At 66.1% G+C, this 16,827-nt stretch carries 11 protein-coding genes; 1 reads left to right on the top strand and 10 read right to left on the bottom strand.

The features are described 5' to 3' along the window. Positions 1-39: 39 nt before the first annotated feature. Positions 40-759, top strand: coding sequence for a VIT family protein (locus JVX90_RS19315; RefSeq protein ID WP_205330268.1), 720 nt, complete (start codon positions 40-42; stop codon positions 757-759). A 7-nt stretch (positions 760-766) separates the two neighbouring features. Here the strand turns inward: JVX90_RS19315 and JVX90_RS19310 are convergent, their stop codons facing one another. The 10 genes from JVX90_RS19310 to JVX90_RS19265 all read right to left on the bottom strand — a co-directional run bounded on the left by JVX90_RS19310 (position 767) and on the right by JVX90_RS19265 (position 16,660). Then, positions 767-1,084 (bottom strand): putative quinol monooxygenase, encoded by a 318-nt coding sequence (locus tag JVX90_RS19310; RefSeq protein ID WP_205330267.1) that lies wholly within the window; start codon positions 1,082-1,084, stop codon positions 767-769. 67 nt (positions 1,085-1,151) lie between these two features. Next, a complete protein-coding gene (locus JVX90_RS19305) occupies positions 1,152-2,702 on the bottom strand; it encodes an acyl-CoA carboxylase subunit beta (protein WP_205330266.1) in 1,551 nt (516 codons plus the stop codon). 13 nt (positions 2,703-2,715) lie between these two features. Continuing rightward, positions 2,716-7,992 carry a polyketide synthase Pks13 gene (gene pks13 / locus JVX90_RS19300; protein ID WP_205330265.1) on the bottom strand — a complete coding sequence of 1,759 codons (5,277 nt, stop codon included), beginning with the start codon at positions 7,990-7,992 and terminating at the stop codon, positions 2,716-2,718. Positions 7,993-8,091: 99 nt separating this feature from the next. Then, positions 8,092-9,996 carry a long-chain-fatty-acid--AMP ligase FadD32 gene (gene fadD32 / locus JVX90_RS19295; RefSeq protein WP_205330264.1) on the bottom strand — a complete coding sequence of 635 codons (1,905 nt, stop codon included), beginning with the start codon at positions 9,994-9,996 and terminating at the stop codon, positions 8,092-8,094. Between the two features lie 114 nt (positions 9,997-10,110). Beyond that, complete coding sequence (locus tag JVX90_RS19290; protein WP_205330263.1) at positions 10,111-11,118, bottom strand: LLM class F420-dependent oxidoreductase; 1,008 nt, start codon at positions 11,116-11,118, stop codon at positions 10,111-10,113. 125 nt (positions 11,119-11,243) lie between these two features. Next, complete coding sequence (locus JVX90_RS19285) at positions 11,244-12,215, bottom strand: cutinase family protein (protein WP_205330262.1); 972 nt, start codon at positions 12,213-12,215, stop codon at positions 11,244-11,246. A gap of 4 nt (positions 12,216-12,219) precedes the next feature. Then, positions 12,220-12,762 (bottom strand): hypothetical protein, encoded by a 543-nt coding sequence (locus tag JVX90_RS19280; RefSeq protein WP_205330261.1) that lies wholly within the window; start codon positions 12,760-12,762, stop codon positions 12,220-12,222. Positions 12,763-12,879: 117 nt separating this feature from the next. After that, complete coding sequence (locus tag JVX90_RS19275) at positions 12,880-14,292, bottom strand: alpha/beta hydrolase-fold protein (RefSeq protein WP_205330260.1); 1,413 nt, start codon at positions 14,290-14,292, stop codon at positions 12,880-12,882. 261 nt (positions 14,293-14,553) lie between these two features. Further along, a complete protein-coding gene (locus JVX90_RS19270) occupies positions 14,554-15,477 on the bottom strand; it encodes a type IV toxin-antitoxin system AbiEi family antitoxin domain-containing protein (RefSeq protein ID WP_205330259.1) in 924 nt (307 codons plus the stop codon). A gap of 184 nt (positions 15,478-15,661) precedes the next feature. Further along, entirely contained in the window at positions 15,662-16,660 is a 999-nt protein-coding gene (locus JVX90_RS19265; RefSeq protein ID WP_205330258.1) for an alpha/beta hydrolase family protein, read from the bottom strand. Between the last annotated feature and the right edge of the window lie 167 nt (positions 16,661-16,827).

Below are 16,827 nucleotides of genomic sequence, written 5' to 3'. Positions count from 1 at the left end.
TTGCTTGTCGCCGCCCTCTGCGGAGGACAAGATCAACGCATGACGACCGACGACGCCACGCACCCGCACGAACCGCATGCCAGCGGCCTCGCGAACCGGCTCAACTGGCTGCGCGCCGGAGTACTGGGCGCGAACGACGGAATCGTGTCGACTGCGGGCATCGTCATCGGGGTGGCCGCGGCGACCGCCGAACGAGGCCCAATCTTCACCGCGGGCATCGCCGGACTCGCGGCGGGCGCCGTGTCGATGGCACTCGGCGAGTACGTCTCAGTCAGCACACAGCGGGACACCGAGGCCGCGTTGCTCGCAAAGGAGAAATGGGAACTCGCGAACCAGCCAGAGGACGAACTCGACGAGCTGACTCAGATGCTCATCGCACGAGGCCTGTCCGAGACGACGGCGCGCGAAGCCGCCGAAGAACTCACCGAGCACGACGCGTTCGCCGCCCACGCCCAGGTTGAGCTCGGCATCAACCCCGAGGATCTGACCAATCCGTGGCAGGCCGCAGTGTCGTCTGCGGTGTCGTTCACGGTCGGTGCGCTGCTCCCGCTGATAGCGATCCTGCTACCGCCCGAGAGCTGGCGTGTTCCGGTGACGTTCGTCGCCGTGCTCATAGCGCTTGCGGCCACCGGTGCCCTCGGCGCGTATCTCGGACAGAGCTCACCGGTCCGCCCCACGGTCCGGATGGTGGTCGGCGGCGCCGTCGCCATGGCCGTGACCTACGGCATCGGCGCCGCGTTCGGACAGGTCGTCGGCTAGGGCACGCCTAGATCTGCAGCTCGCCCATCGCGTCCCAGCCGTCACCGTCGACCTGACGGGAGATGATGCGCGGCGTCTCGACGAGATGCGGCCGCATCGCCTCGAGACCCGCCGCGAAGTGAGTACTCGTCACATGCGGACCGGCGCCGTCGTTGGTGAACGCCTCGACCAGCACGAACTCGTTGGGATCGTCCAGACTGCGCGACCATTCGAACCACAGGTTCCCCGGTTCTGCGCGAGTGGCTGAGGTGAACTCCGCCACCGCCGAGGGGAATCCCTCCACACTCTCCGGCTTCACTTTGAACTTCACAACGATGAAATACACGGGCCCGACCCCTCGCTCGAGAAAACAGCTGACTGGCCCAGTGTGCCCGGACCCACCGACATGGAACTCAGATCGGCATCAAGAAGTGCTTGCGGGGATTCCGGATGACCTGCTTGTCGCGGAGCTGCGCGAGCGCCTTGCGGAGCTGCAGACGCGTCTGAGCAGGCTCGATGACGGCGTCGACGTAACCGCGCTCAGCAGCCAGGTACGGCGTGGCCATCATCGCGTTGTAGAACGTGATGAAGTCCTGCCGGACCTTGTCGGCGTCATGTGCACTCAATCCCTCCGTCTGACGACGCGTCAGGATCGCCGCCGCCGACTCAGCACCCATCACCGCGATCTTGGCCGTCGGCCACGCGAAGTTGACGTCCGCGCCGAGCTGCTTGGAACCCATCACCGCGTAGGCGCCGCCGTATGCCTTGCGAAGCACCACGGTCACCTTCGGAACGTCGGCTTCGACGTATGCGAACAGGAATTTGCCCGAGCGACGGATCGTGCCCTTCTGCTCCTCGGCCAGGCCGGGGAGGATGCCGGGCGTGTCCACCAGGAACACGAGCGGAATGTTGTACGCGTTGCAGATGCGGACGAAGCGGGTCGCCTTCTCCGACGAGTCCGTGTCGATCGTGCCCGCCATGACGCTCGGCTGATTGGCGACGATGCCGACACTGTGCCCGTCGACGCGCGCGAAGCCGGTGAGAATGTTCGGAGCGAAGAGCTCACCGACCTCGTGGAATGCACCGTCGTCGAACAGGCGCAGGATGATGTCCCGCATGTCGTAGCCGGCGTTGTCGTTGTCCGGCATGAACTCGTTCAACGAGAGATCGGACTCGGTGACCTCCGGCTCGAGACCGGGGTTGATCACCGGAGGCTGCTCGAACGTGCTCGACGGCATGTACTCCAGGTACTCGCGCACCCACTCGAAGGCGGCCTTCTCGTCCTCGGCGACGTGGTGGATGTTCCCCCACCGCGCCTGATTGTGGGCGCTGCCGAGGTCCTCGGCGGAGATCTCCTCACCTGTCGTCTGCTTGATCACGTCCGGCCCGGTGACGAACATGTAGCTCTTGTCTTCGACAGCGACCAGGATGTCGGTGTTCGCCGGCGTGTACACCGCACCTCCGGCGCACTTGCCGAGGATCACCGAGATCTGCGGCGACAGTCCCGACAGCAAGTCGTTGCGACGTCCCATCTCCGCGTACCACGCGAGCGACGTCACCGCGTCCTGGATGCGCGCGCCCGCCGAGTCGTTGATGCCGACCATCGGGCAGCCGAGCTTGCCTGCCCATTCCATGAGTCCGGCGACCTTGCGGCCGAAGATCTCGCCGACCGTGCCGCCCATGACCGTCTGGTCGTGACTGAATGCGGCGACCGGACGCCCGTTCACCAGGCCGTGACCGGTGACGACACCGTCACCGTAGCCCGTCTCCGATGAACCGGGTGTCTTGGCGAGCGCACCGACCTCGACGAACGTTCCCTCGTCGAACAGCAGCTCCAAACGCTTTCGCGGCGACAGGATGTCCTTCTTGGCGCGCTTGGCGATCGCGGCGTCGCCACCCGGCTCCTTCGCAAGCTCCAGCTTCGCCCGCAGGTCGGCGAGCTTTGCGGCAGTCGTATCGGTCACGGCGTCTCCAGTTCTACTTATCAGCACTCAAGTCGGCGACACGACGAGCCAGATCGGCCGCGACCTTCGCCACATGCGGTTCGTCGACGATGCCGAGATGATCGCCGCCGATGTGCAGGATCTCCAGATCGTCCACGACCTCACTCCAACGGCCGTCCTCATCGATGACCGCCCACTGCGGTTCGAGTTCGATCGCGCCGTCGTGCATCTTGTCGGCGCGGTACAGGACGACCTTGCCGTCGTAGCGCGACGGGTTGATGTTCGTGAGGACACGGTTGTCGATGAACGACGTCCGCTGATGCTCGATGATTCCGCCGGGAATCTTCTGGTCGGACATCGACATCATCTCGAGGATGATCGCGAACTGCTCGTTGTCGTCAGCGGCCATCAGACGATCCATCGGGATCGGGATGTTCTCGTCCAGACCGTAGGTGCGGACGGCGAAGTCCTTCCACCTCTCCAGCCGAGCTCGCTTGTTCTCCGGGGTGTCGGCGACATCCTCGCGCGGGCGGACGACGTCGATGAGACCGACGAACGCAACTTCTTCGCCCTGCTCGATGAGCAACTGTGCGGCGCCGTAGGCGAGCGCACCGCCCAACGACCACCCGACGAGCACGTAGGGACCGTGCGGAGCGATCTCGCGGAGCTTCGGAAGATACTGCTTCACCCGCTCTTCGATGGTTCCCTCGACTCGGTCGAAGCCGATGACCGGCATGTCGTCGGGCAGACGCTTCACCAGCGCCTCGTACGCCGACGTGTTTCCACCAGCCGGGTGGAACACCAGCATCGGAGTCGGATCGCCCGCGGTGGTGTCGAAGACGTGCTGCGGCTTCCCGTCCTTCGACGGAACCTGCAGGTAACGCACGAATCCATCGATGTCGGCCGCGTCGTCCATCTGCTGCCGGACGTAGTCGGACAACTCCTCGATGGTCTCCGAATCGAGGACGTCCTCGATGTCGACCTCACCACCGGTCCGCTCATTGAGACGGTCGGTCAGCTTCTGTGCGGTCTCCTCGTCGAGAACCGGCAGCTTGTTGAAGATGCCACCCGCGGACTTGCCGGTCACCACGGCGTACGCACCGAACGTGAGACGCTCCGCGGCATCGCGCGGCGGAACGTCCGTCCCCGCAGCTTCCGCCGCAGCGGACTGGCTGTGGATGTCGACGGGGTCGGGTGCCGGGGTGTCCGTCGCCGTGATCTGCTCGGGTGCGTCTGTCGCCTGGTCTCGACCCTTCGACTCGCTGCGCTCGTTCAGGACGGCGCTCGGTTCCTCGCTAGTGCTCGCAACCGGCTCAACCTGCGATGAAGGCTGCGGTGCCTGGGGCGCCTCCGCATCCTTCGCGAGTTGCTCATCGATGTACGCGTTGAGGGCTGCGGTGTCGAGTTCGCCGCCATCGGTGGTGCGGGACGACAGGTCGTCGAGCTGATCGCGGTGCGTCACGGCGAAGGCTACGAACTTCTCGACGTCGCCGAGGTTCGCCTGGCGCATGGCCTGCAGCTGAAGCTGCGGGATGTCGAACTCGTACTCGACGCGGTTCTTGATGCGGACCGCCATCAGAGAGTCCAGTCCCAGCTCGATCAGGGGGATCTCGCGCGGCAGATCCTCCGGGTCGTAGCCCATCGACTCACCGACGATCACCGCGAGACGGTCGCCGACGGTCTCGCCCGAGTCCGGACTCCACTTGGCACCCGCCCCGATGTCGTCGACGATCTCCGGCTCCTCGACGACCTTGTCGTCAGCGGCGACGGTGGCACGGGGCTCAGCCGATTCGACCGCAGGCGCTGCGACAGGGGCCGAGCCGGTCACCGCCGCGGAGAACAGCAGCGCGTGGCCGCCGGTCGCGTCGGCGTGAACGGTGATCGCGCCGCCGCCCGGATGTGCGGTGAACGTTGTGGTCACAGTGCCCGATGCGGGGAACGGGGCGGCCGACTCGGCCGCGGCCACGCTCGCGTCGGAGCCGAGGACGTGTTTCGCGGCGGCGAGGACGAGTTCACGCGGATCGGTGACCGCAGACGCGTTGACCTCCCACGCATGGCGGCCGTCGGGCAGACCGACGTGTGAACCGGGGATCGTGCCGGTGCCCGAGCCACTCGCCAGGACTGCGGTCAGCCAGTACGGCTTCCGCTCGAAACGGGTGCGCGGGATGTCCGCGAACTTGGCACCCTGCCCACTGCCGAACAGCGAAGCAACGTCGACGGGATGACCGTGGACATACAGCTTCATCAACGCGTTGACCAGGCCGTAGCTCTCGTCTTCCTTTCGACGCAAGGTCTCGATGAGCTCGGCGTCGTGCACTCCGGCACCGAACGTCGTCGCAGCGACGGAGATCAGGACTGCCGGGTTCGGCGACAGTTCGACGAACGTGCGATGCCCGTTCTCCACCGACTTCGCGATCGCCTGAGCGAACCACACGCTGTGGCGCAGTCCTTTGAGGAAGTACTCGATGGTGTGGACCGGCTCGTGACCGGGACGGTAGAACACCTCGCGGTCCACCGAGCTGTAGAAGCCGACCGTCGGCCGAGCGGGCGTGATGCCGGTCAGCTCGTACGACAGTTCGCCCAGAATCGGATCCATCTGCGACGTGTGGCTCGCGCCCTTGGTCTGCAGTTTGCGGCCGAGCTTGCCCTCCGCCTCGGCGCGGGCGACGATCGCGTCCACCTGCGGTCCGGGGCCGCCGATGACGGTGTGCGTCGGAGCCGCGTACACGCAGATCTCCAGGTCGGGGAAGTCGACGAGGACGTCGTTGATGTCCTCGGCGCTGTATTCGACGAGCGCCATGAAACGGACGTCGTCGCCGGTCAGCATCGCCTCGCCCTCGCCCATGAGGCGCGAACGCTGGCAGATCACGCGGGTCGCGTCCTCGAGCGTCAGGCCGCCGCTGATGTATGCGGCGGACGCCTCACCCATCGAGTGGGGCACCAGCACGCCCGGCTCGGCACCGTAGTGCCGCATGGTGTCGGCGAGCGCCACCTGAATCGTGTAGATGCCGATCTGCGCGGTCTCGATCGCGTACGTCTGCTCGTCATCGAGGAAGATCTCGACCATCGAGTAGCCGAGTTCGTTCTGGATGATCGCGTCCACCCGGTCGGCGTACTTCGCGAACACCGGGTTCTCGGTGTACAGCTGCTTGGCCATCTTGCGGTGCTGCGAACCGAAGCCCGACAGCAGCCACACGGCCGACGCGGCGTCCGGGGAGTCGCACGTGTAGACGAATGGCAGCGCCTTGCCCTCGGCGACGGCGCGCACCCCCTTGACGGCGTCCTCGTGCGTACGGGCCATGACGACCGAACGGGTGCGACCGTGGTTGCGGTGCGCGAGCGCACGCCCGATGTCGGCGAGCGGCGTGGCGCCTGCATCGGCCTCAAGCCATTCGAGGAGATCGGCGGCGGCTTTGCGGCGGCGGGACGCGAGGAAACCGGAGATCACGAGCGGGACGACGGCCCCGGGAACGGCGGCGGGTGCGAAGCCCTCGGCCGGATCCACTTCGGCGACCGGCGCCGCATCGATCTTCTTCGGCGCCTGTGCGGCGAGCACGGCGCGCTCGGCCTCGGTCAAGTATTCGTCGTCGTCATCGTCGTAGGCGTCGACGGGCGTCGACTCCGCCACGACGGATTCCTGGGCCGCAGCCTCGACGAGATCGGACGGCAAGACCTCGCGCACGACGACGTGCGCGTTGGTTCCGCCGAAGCCGAAGCCCGAGACACCCGAGACTGCGTGCCCCGAGTACCGCGGCCATGCCGTCGACTCGGTGATGACGCGGAGATTGGTGGCCTCGAACTGGATGTACGGATTCGGGCCCACGTAGTTCTTCGACGCGGGGAGCACGTCGTTCTGCAACGACAGGACCACCTTGGCGAGCGCTCCCGCGCCCGCGGCCGACTCCATGTGCCCGAAGTTCGTCTTCGCCGAACCCAGCAGCATCGGGGACTGGGGCTCGCGTCCACGACCGACCACACGCCCGAGGGCGTCGGCTTCGATGGGATCGCCGAGCACGGTTCCGGTGCCGTGCGCCTCCACGTAGTCGACGGTTCGCGGATCGATCGCGGCGTCGGCGTACGCCGAACGCAGCACCTCCACTTGAGCTTCCGGATTCGGCGCGAAGATGCCGTTCGACCGTCCGTCGGAGTTCACGGCGCTGCCCGCGATCACCGCGAGCACGGTGTCGCCGTCACGACGGGCGTCGGCCATCCGCTTGAGGACGAACACGCCGCCGCCCTCTGAACGGATCATGCCGTCGGCGTCGGACGAGAACGCCTTGATGCGGCCGTTGGGCGCCATGGCGCCGATCTGGTCGAAGCCGAGGGTCGCGGCAGGCGTGATCAGCATGTTCACGCCGCCGGCGATGGCGACGTCAGAGTCGCCGTTGCGGAGGCTGCGAACAGCTTCGTGCACTGCGACCAGCGACGACGAACACGCCGTGTCGAGCGCGATCGACGGGCCGTGAAAGTCGAAGAAGTAGGAGACGCGGTTCGCGATGATCGATGTCGCGGTGCCGGTCAACGCGTACGCTGCGGTCTCGCTCGCACCGTCGCCGAGTCCCATCGTCGCGAGCAACTGGTAGTCGTTGGTCGAGGTGCCCATGAACACGCCGACCTGGCCGCCGCGAAGGTCGCTCGGCGGGATGTGGGCGTGTTCGAGCGCCTCCCACGTCAGCTCCAGTGCCAGGCGCTGCTGCGGGTCGACCATCTCGACCTCGCGCGGGCTCATCTGGAAGAAGTCGGCGTCGAAGCCCTTGACGTCGTCGAGATAGCCGCCCTGGACGTTGCCCTTCTCGATCAACTCGGCGAGACGCGGCTCGGCCTTGAACTCGGTCCACCGATCCTCGGGGAGGTCGGAGATCCCGTCGTTTCCGTCGATCAGCGCCTGCCACGTCGACTCCGGGGTGTCGCCCGCGCCCGGGTATCGAGTCGAGAGACCGACGATCGCGATGTCGTCGTCGCGGTCGCGCTCACGTTCCCAGAAGCGGTCCGTGTCGACGTCGAGTCCCTCGTCGGGGTCGCCTTCGATGACGCGCTTGGACAGCGACGCGATCGTCGGATGCGTGTAGACGACGGTGGCGGTGAGGATGACACCCGTCCGGTCCTCGACGTCGGCGGCCAGTGCCACCGCGTCGCGGGACGACAACCCGAACTCCTCCATCGGCCGGTCCACGGCGATGTTGTCGATCGGCTGCGCGGTCGCCTGCGCAACCCATGCGCGCAGCCAGTCCTGCAGTTCTTCGACGGTCATGTCGCCCGCGGTCTCGCCTGCGGTGTCGTCATGGGACTCGGGTGTTGTGTTGTCAGACATCGTTCACCAGCCTACTGATCGGTTCGATCGTTGGTAGCACGCAAGCCCGGTACGCCTCTGAACGAGGTCGTACCGGGCTCGCATTCGGGAGTTCTCTCGCTATTCGCCTGCGTCCGGGAACGCGGTCTGCTGATATCCGCCGCGCAGCGTTCCGTCGATATAGGCGGCCTTGGTCGCGCGGCGCGCGATCTTTCCGCTCGACGTGCGCGGGATGGAACCTGCGGGGACCAACAGCAGGTCGCGGACCATGACACCGTGCCGTCCGGCGATTGCCGCGCGGACCGTGTCGGCCACTTCCTGCGGGTCGGTGCGACGGCCCGGGCCTCGCTCGGCGACCACAACGAGCTGCTCCGACGCGTCGTCGGCGTCGTAGGTGAGGCCGCTGTGGCCCTGCTCGAACACCTCTGCGGGCAGTTGATTCGCGGGCACTGCGAAGGCGGCGACGAAACCGGGACGCAGTGCGGGGCTGGCCTCCTGCGCGCTGAACTCGAGGTCCTGCGGGTAATGGTTGCGACCGTCCACGATGACCAGGTCTTTCACACGACCGGTGATGTAAAGCTCGCCGCCGTACCAGACGCCGTAGTCGCCGGTGCGCATCCACTGCGCGTCGGCCGGGGTTCCCTCGGTGTGGCTGCCTTCCGCAAGAGGGACGTCGACCTTGTTGTGGAACGTCTCGACAGTCTCGTCGGCCTTGTTCCAGTAGCCCTGGCCGATGTTGACGCCGTGCAGCCAGATCTCTCCGACATTGCCGTCGGCCTGCTCGGTGCCGGTCTCCGGGTCGACGATCGCGGCCCACTGGCTCACCGCGACCTGACCGCAGGACACCTGGGCGACGGCCTCGGGATCGTTCTGGTCGACGGCCACGAAACGGCCCGCGTTGAGTTCGTTCCGGTCGACGTAGCTGACCTTCGCCGCATCGTCGCGCTGAGTCGCCGACACGAACAGAGTGGCCTCGGCCATGCCGTAACAGGGCTTGATCGCCTTCGGCGACAGTCCGTAGGGCGCGAACGCCTCGTTGAACTTGCGCATCGAGCTGACAGTGACCGGCTCCGAGCCGTTGATCAGGCCGATCACGTTCGACAGGTCGAGATCCTCACCCTCCGCGGGCAGACCGCGTGCGGCAGCGTGCTCGTAGGCGAAGTTCGGCGCCGCGGCGTACGTCGCGGCATGGTCGTCGACGGCCGCCAGCTCGCGGATCCACCGTCCGGGGCGTCGGACGAACGCCTGCGGGCTCATGATCGTCACGTACTTGCCGCCGAGCGCAGGCAGGATGACCGTGACCAGGCCCATGTCGTGGAACATCGGCAGCCAGGTGACGCCGCGTGAGTTGCGGTCGATGTTGATGCACTGGGCGATCTGCACACAGTTCGCGGCGACAGCGCGGTAGGTGATCTCAACACCGGCGGGGACGCGGGTGGAGCCGGAGGTGTACTGCAGGTAGGCGACCGAGTCGACGTCGTGATTGACGCCGAGGACCGGTGCAGTCCAGGACGAACCAACCGAGTCGGGCACGGCGTCGACTGCGATGACACGGGGACGGTCCTTCGCCGGACGGTCCGAGAAGAAGTCGCGGACAGCTTCGGCCGACTTGGTGGACGTCAGGATCGCCGTCGGCTGGCAGTCGCCGAGCACGGCGTGCAGGCGATCGGTGTGTCCCGGCTCGTCGGGGCTGAACAGCGGGACCGCGACGTTGCTGGCGTACAGCGCGGCGAAGAAGCCGATCACGTACTCAAGCGACTGCGGTGCCAGGATCGCGACACGGTCACCCGGCTTCGTGACCTGCTGCAGGCGGGCCGCGACGGCGCGCAGGCGCTTGCCGAACTGGGCCCAGGTGAGGTCGATCGCCTCGCCGTCGCGTTCACGGCTGTAATCCATGAAGCGGTAGGCCAGCGTGTCAGCGTGCATCCGCACGTTCTGCTCGACGTAGTCGACGAGGGTCGCATCGTCCGGGAAACGGATCTGGCCGTTCTCGTCGAAGAAACCCTCGAGTTCCGTGTTCAGCATCCAATAACTCCTGTGTCCGCAGTGTCGAACCGCGGTCCGTGTGCCATCGTTCCGTGCTCGGTCACACGCGAACCGCGTGAACCGCCCCCCAGCGCACCTAAAACCTTGTTGATTCTACTCTCCTCGGAGAATAGGGATGACGGGTGCAAAAGCATCCATCTGAGTCGGGAAGATCCCGACATAACTCATCGAGGTGCGCCGACGCACCTCGCGGATCTGTTCCGCGATCTCCTCGAACGTTCCGAACGCGAGGTACGGGGACGCCAAGATGTCGTCGACGGTCAGTTCCGCGTCGACCGCGATATTCGGCGGGTAACCGCTCGCGATCGCCTGCAATGCCATCTCTGCAGTCGCCTCACGATCGTCGGTGATGACGATCGTCGCGATGGTCCAGTTCAGTTCGATCTGGTCGAACCTGTCGCCTGCGGCCTGGCGGATCCGGTCGACACGTTCCGCGGTCTTCTCGATCGTCATGTCGGACAGACGCATCCGGCCGTCCTTGGTCGATCCGGTGGCGACCGAGATGATGTCGGCGTGCTTCGCGGCGAGCGCGAGCATCCTGGGTCCGCCACCGCCGACGGCGATCGGCGGGCGCGGGCCCTGACGCGGACGCGGGGTGCCCTGGAGGCCGTTGATCTGGTAGAACTCGCCGTCGAAGTCGACGGTCTCACCGCGCATGAGCCTGTCGAGGATCGTCAACGACTCGTCGAGCTTGCGGATCCGCTCGGCGGGTGTGCCGAACTCGAGGCCCGCTTTGTCGAACTCCTCTTTCATCCAACCCGAGCCGACGCCCAGCTCGAGGCGACCCTTCGACAGGACGTCGATGGTGGTCGCCTCCTTCGCCAGGATGGCGGGATGGCGGAAGCCGTTGGCGAGCACGGAGGTCGCCAGGCGGATCGTGTCCGTCGCCTGCGACAGTGCACCGAGTGCAGCGAGCGGCCCGACCTGATTGCCCAGGTGGTCCGGGATGGCGAACGTGTCGTACCCGTACTCTTCAGCGGTCTGCGCGAGCTTCACGAACTTGCGTGCGCCGCCCTCGTCTTTGTTTCCTTCGCCGCCCGCGCCGAAACGGAACTTACGCAGTCCGTCGGCGTTGTGCGTAGACGAGTCCGGTGTGGTCACGTACGCCTCTCCTCGCTCAGGTCCTCGCCCCAGCAGGTACGCCGTGGCCTCAACCCGAGCAGATTACCGCAGGTACACCGTCGATTCCCAAACCTGCGGGCACGTCTCGCCGAGCGATCGCCCCGCTACCGTGTTCCTCTGATCAGATCACCCGACCAGCCGAGCATCCACTCGGTGGCCGTCTGACCCTGATAACTCCAGTACTTGGAGGTCGCGTACATGGCGTGGACCGGATTGTTCACGGCGTTCGCGAAGTCCGTGATCGCCTTGACCGGATTGGTCACAGTCGGTGCATCGCAGATCAGATCGCCCTTGGCACAGATCGAATACGTCCGATCGCGGAGCGTCCCGAAACCGCCTGCGCGCGCTCCGGTCATCGTCGTCCCGGGAACGAGCCTGCCGAGCCCACCGATCGACACCTCTGCGCCCACGCCGTCCGGGCTCGGCCCGACATCGTTCTGTTCTCCGGACTGGCGTCGACCGTCGGCGATCAGCCCCACTCCGAGCACAAGATCTTCATCCTGCGCGGACAGCGGTCCACGACCGTTGCCGATGTCGGAGGCGAGGTCGCCCGCGATGACGGCGCCCTGAGAGAAGCCCATGAGGACGAACTTCGTCAGCGGGCAGTGCTCGTTGACAGCCTTGATCTTGGCTACGGCCCGACGTTTGCCCTGTGCTCGGGAATCGTCGTAGGTGGCCTGTCGGTCCCCGAGATTGGCCGGGTTACGGAACTTGGCCTTGTACGGAAGCGTGTACACGTCAGCCGTCGACTCGCCGAAATCGTCACGCAGCTTGGAGCTGACTTTGAGCATCAACGAGCGCTTGTTGGCGGTCGGGTTGTACGGATCGTCGTCCGACTTCGACTCCCAGGTGCCGGGAATCACGAGCGCGAAGACCTTCGAGCAGTCGGCCGGCTGAGTGGTCGGCCGCTTCGTGGTGCTGGTCGGCGGTGTTGTGGGACCACCGGGCGGTGCGGGCGTCGGCTTGAGCCACAGGAAGATCAGTGCGGCGATGAGGATGATCGCGACGAGCCCGAGGAGCGCGACTACGAGCAGGAGCTTACCGATCCTGCGCCGCGGCTTGCGGTTGGCGCTCACGCGGTCAGCAGAGGTGTTCGTCGGCCGCGGCGATCACTTTGTCGGCCTTGACGCCCGCGTCGGCCTCACTCTTGGACATCGGGCCGATCGCGGCGCGCATGTACGCCTTGATCATCGTCGGGTCGGTCTTCTGCGCGCGCTGCGAGCAGACGTACGCACCCATGGTCAGCGCGACGTTGTTGTCCGAGTCGCCCATGAACGAGACGTTCTTGCGCTTGAGTTCGGCGAGGTAAGCCTTCTCCTTGTCGGAGAGCTTCACTCCGGTGGGTGTCGGGACGCCGCCGGGGAAGTTCTTCGGCACCTTGGTCGACGAGTCCGGGCTTGTCGCCGGGACCGAGACGCTCGCGTTGGACGCGCCCGACTCGGCCTCCTTCGACGCCTCGGAGGCCGCCTCCGCCGAATCGGAGGCGTTCATCGACGTCGTGGTGACGGCCTCGGTGCCGATCGGGGCGCTGGCGGTCGTGGAGTCGTTGCACGCCGCCAACGCGGTGGCCCCGACCAAGAGGACGCCGACGGTGGCGAGGACGCGTAAGAACTTCACACTCATGCTCGAGACTTTACCGGCCGAGTTCATCTGTTCCGGCCTCTCGTCGGGTTCCCGTGCCGAAGCCACGGGTAGTTCTCAGGCGTTGTTCAGACAATCCGGCCAGAGGGGTGGTCGGCGTCACTCGACGCGGGCCCCGGCCTGCGGAGTCCACGTGATCTTGCCACGTTCGAAGGTGTTGAACTTGACGCCGTCGCGGCCGGTCAGTTCGTCACTGGTCGGCAGTCCGAGGCGTTCCATCGCGGGCACGTACGCCCCGCCTATCGCCCCGCCGACCACACGCGGCCCCTTGGGTCCGGTGAAGATGCGGCCGTTTCGGAAGTCCTGTGCGCGTCCACCCGGGACCGCGTACTCCGGGGTGAGGCAGCCGCCGAGGCCCCTGACCTGAGGCGCCTTCTTGAAGGCGTCGCCCACGACGCACGCGACCTTGTCGCCGGACAACCCGAGGGCCCCCGCGACCTGCGGCCAGGCCTGAACCATCTCGAACTGCCAGTACGGCCACGTGTGCGTTCCGGACGGGCGGTAGACGGCCTGGCCGTTGATGCCGAGCTTGTTGAGCTTCGACGCGAACTGCTGGCTCGTCATCCGCGAGAGCACTTCGAGGCCGACGCCCGAGTAGTTGGTGGCGAGGAGCGGGATGTCGGACGGCTTGTCGTGCGGGCCGACGACTCCGTTGCCGGAGGAGATATACAGGCTGGTGCCGCGGAGCTTGTCGGCGAGCAGGTACGGGTCGTGCTCCTTCCACGCGGGATCGCTGGGCGGACCGAACATCTTCGCCGCGTCGTACCCACCGCCGTCGCGCAGGGCGAACTGGATCGCCTCGGGCATGCCGTACGACGTCATCTGGAGGATGCCCGAGAACGAGCCTGCGAACTTGTAGAAGCCCGGGTTGCGAGCGGCGAGCATCATCGCGGCCGTGCCGCCCATCGACAGGCCCTGAATCGCGCGGACCTGCGTGGACCGCCAGTCCTTCTCCAGGATCGTGGGCAGTTCGTGGATGAGGAACGTCTCCCACTTGTAGTTCTTGCCGCGGTCGGGTTCTTTCCAGTCGGTGTAGAAACTCGACTCGCCGCCGACCGGGAGCACCACGTTCACGTTCTTGTCGGCCATGAACTGCTCGACATTGGTGTTGATGATCCAGCCGTTCTGATCATCTTGCGCGCGCAGACCGTCGAGCATGGTCAGCTGCGGGAACTTCATGTCGGGCTTGGAGAACCAGTCGCGCGCCAGGAGCAGCTGCACCTGGATGTCGGTGTTCATCGCGGGCGAGTGCACCCACACTGCCACGCGATGCGACGAGTACCAGGCGACCTTCTTGACCGTCGCAGGCGGTGCCGGCTTGGCGGGCGGCGCCTTCTCAGCAGGTTTGGCGCTCGACTTCGGCGCAGGCTTCTTCTTCGGCGTCACCTGCGTGGTGGGAGCAGGGTTAGGCGTCGCATGGACGGGCGCGGCCGTCAGCGCCAGCGATGCGCTCGCCGCGACCGCGATTGCGGCCACGGCCTTGCGCGGCGCCGTCGTCTTCCAGATCTTCACTACGTGCTCCTCGAGGGACCGGGTCTTCTCCCCTCGCCAATACTCATGACGAAGGTTCCTGAGAAATTTCTACACGTCCGGTCGAGGGTTTTGTGCGCGCCACGCTGTGACGCGTGTGAATTGTGTGACTAATGTGTCTCGATTTCGCTGGTCGGCGGCGCTAGACATCCGCCCGTGTGACTTCGACCGCCCATCCGCTCCCTCCGGCTGCATCCGCTCCCTCTGCGGAGGGAGCGGATGTCGTGGGAGGGAGCGGATATGTCAGTACCGGATACCGAGCCGGTCGTAGCGGCGCTTCAACTTGGCGACCATCGTCGTCTGGCGGAGATCTCGCCACACCCAGCGCCCCACGTCCAGGCCGAGGTCTCGGAGTTCGTCCTCGCGGATCTTCTCGCGGATGACGACGTCCTCCGGCGATTCGCCGGCGCGCATCGATCGGCGGTACTTGACAAGGCCGTCGAACTCTCCGACGAAGATGTCGTCGAGCCCGAAATCGCATCGTGCGGTCTTTCCGGACGCGAGGACGTACTCCACCTGCAGATCGGGGACGGGGAGCTCGGCTTCGATCATCTGCGCACGACTCCAGGACTCCCCGGGCGACTCGGCCCGGCCGTCGGCGAACGAGAGCGCCCGGCGGGCGAGGCCGACGCCGCGACGCGATGTTGCGAGCATCCGGCGGAGATCCTCACGATCGACCCCGGCGGCGAGCGCGGCATCGAAGGCGGTCAGCCCTTGAGGGAATGTGGCGGTCGCGAGTGCGACATCGACGGCGGTCCGCGCCGGCCCAGTCACGAGTACCCCGTCGACGTCGACGAGGTCGTCATCCGGGAGCAGCCCGGCATGGACATTCCGTTGCGGGCGTCGTGAGCCTCCGCTCTTCCTGCCGTTCGTCACGTGAACGTTGTTCTGATCCGGGTAGAGGAGTTTCAGCCCGAGGACCGCGGCAGCGGAGTCGTGACTGAGAACAGGGCGCCCGGACCCGAGAGCCGACGCGATGCTCCGGTATCGGTACAGCTCGTCGCGCGGGGCGTCGACGTCGGCGAGCGCTTCACGGGGGAGGTAGCGTCCGCGGGCCAAGAGGATCAACGCACCTGACCGCACTGCATTGTCGACGCGTCGCGTCGAGATTCCGCGCGCCAGTGCGGCGTCGCGTTGAACAATCCCGTGTTGATCCGTCGGCCACATGCGACGAAGTAGACACCGAACTCGCGGGAAGCGCACCTGCGTTGTCCACAGCCCTGCCATCCGCTCCCTCCCACGACATCCGCTCCCGCCGTGGAGGGAGCAGCTGCGGCCGAAGGGAGCGCGGATAGAAGAATGCCCCCGCACTTGATGTGCGGGGGCATTCTCGACGAGCGTGTCTAGGCGACTAGCGGAAGAACCCGCGGTTCAGCGCGTTCCACGCCATGTCCTTCCAGTAGCCCCACGCGTGGGTGCCGTTGGCGTAGTAGGTCATGGTCGGGACGCCCTGGACCAGTGCGCTGACCTCGAAGGCCTTGGCCTGGGTGAACGCGAGGAGCTCCAGCGGGGTGCCCTTGATGAAGTCGTCGATGACGTTCTGCGGGTAGTTGTAGCGACCGAAGAGGCCGTTGCCCGAGCCGACGAAGATCTTCAGGCCACGCATGCGGTTGATGAGCATGGTCGGGTCGTTCTGGGCCCAACGCGGGCTCCACGGAGCGCCCCACATGGCGTCGACGTTCCACGGCGCCGGTGCGACGTCGAGCATCGCCATGCGGAGAGCGGTGCGCATGCCCGGAGCGGTCAGCCAGTTGTAGCCCGAGAGCGATGCGGCTGCGTAGTAGAGGTCACGACGCTGTGCGGCGTGAGTCAGAGCGGCGCCGCCGCCCATCGACAGGCCCATGATGGCGTACTTGCCACCCTTGCCCTTGAAGCCACGCGAGCGGAGCGCCGGGACGAGGCGGTTGTCGATGACACAGCCCCACATGTAGCGCTTCTTCTGGCCGTTGAAGTTCGAGGGAGCGTCCCAGTTCGTGTAGAAGCTGTTCGGGCCACCGACCGGCTCCACGACGTTGACGCCGCGGTTCACGAAGTTCTGAACGTTGGTGTTGATCTCCCAGCCACTGCGGTCGTACTGCGCACGCATGCCGTCCAGCAGGATCACGGTGCGCTGATTGCCGGCCTTCTTCCAGGCGCGGACCTTCACCTTGCCGGGAGCCATCGACTTGTTGCCGAAGGCGCCGTTGGTGGGCATGCCACAGGCATCGATCCAGAACTCCTGGAAGCCCGGGGCCGCGTCGGCCTTACCCGAGCCGATCGAGGTACCCATCAGGCCCATTGCGGTGACGACCGCGAGGACGACTGCGGTCACCTTGCGACCGTAGCGCCGCGTGCTCTTCGCTTCACGCATTGACTTGAAATCTCCCTAACGTTGTTCCGGCGCTTCGATGGAATCTCCATCTGCGCGCCGCTGTCGACCCATGCCGACTCACGATTCACACACGCCACATCCGCAACGGATAGACGGGAGTCTATCGAGAGCGACACACCTTCCCAAACACCATGTGAGCCGTCTCA

It is taken from the genome of Gordonia sp. PDNC005 (assembly GCF_016919385.1).
In the GTDB taxonomy this organism is placed as follows: Bacteria; Actinomycetota; Actinomycetes; order Mycobacteriales; family Mycobacteriaceae; genus Gordonia.
This window is presented reverse-complemented; position numbering and strand designations above follow the sequence as displayed.

What these genes read in the sequence shown, in the direction of transcription:
- JVX90_RS19315 (WP_205330268.1), top strand. Translation starts at nt 40, where the DNA reads ATGACGACCGACGACGCCACGCACCCGCACGAACCGCATGCCAGCGGC.
- pks13 (WP_205330265.1), bottom strand. Translation starts at nt 7,992, where the DNA reads ATGTCTGACAACACAACACCCGAGTCCCATGACGACACCGCAGGCGAG.
- fadD32 (WP_205330264.1), bottom strand. Translation starts at nt 9,996, where the DNA reads ATGCTGAACACGGAACTCGAGGGTTTCTTCGACGAGAACGGCCAGATC.
- JVX90_RS19280 (WP_205330261.1), bottom strand. Translation starts at nt 12,762, where the DNA reads ATGAGTGTGAAGTTCTTACGCGTCCTCGCCACCGTCGGCGTCCTCTTG.
- JVX90_RS19270 (WP_205330259.1), bottom strand. Translation starts at nt 15,477, where the DNA reads ATGTGGCCGACGGATCAACACGGGATTGTTCAACGCGACGCCGCACTG.
- JVX90_RS19265 (WP_205330258.1), bottom strand. Translation starts at nt 16,660, where the DNA reads ATGCGTGAAGCGAAGAGCACGCGGCGCTACGGTCGCAAGGTGACCGCA.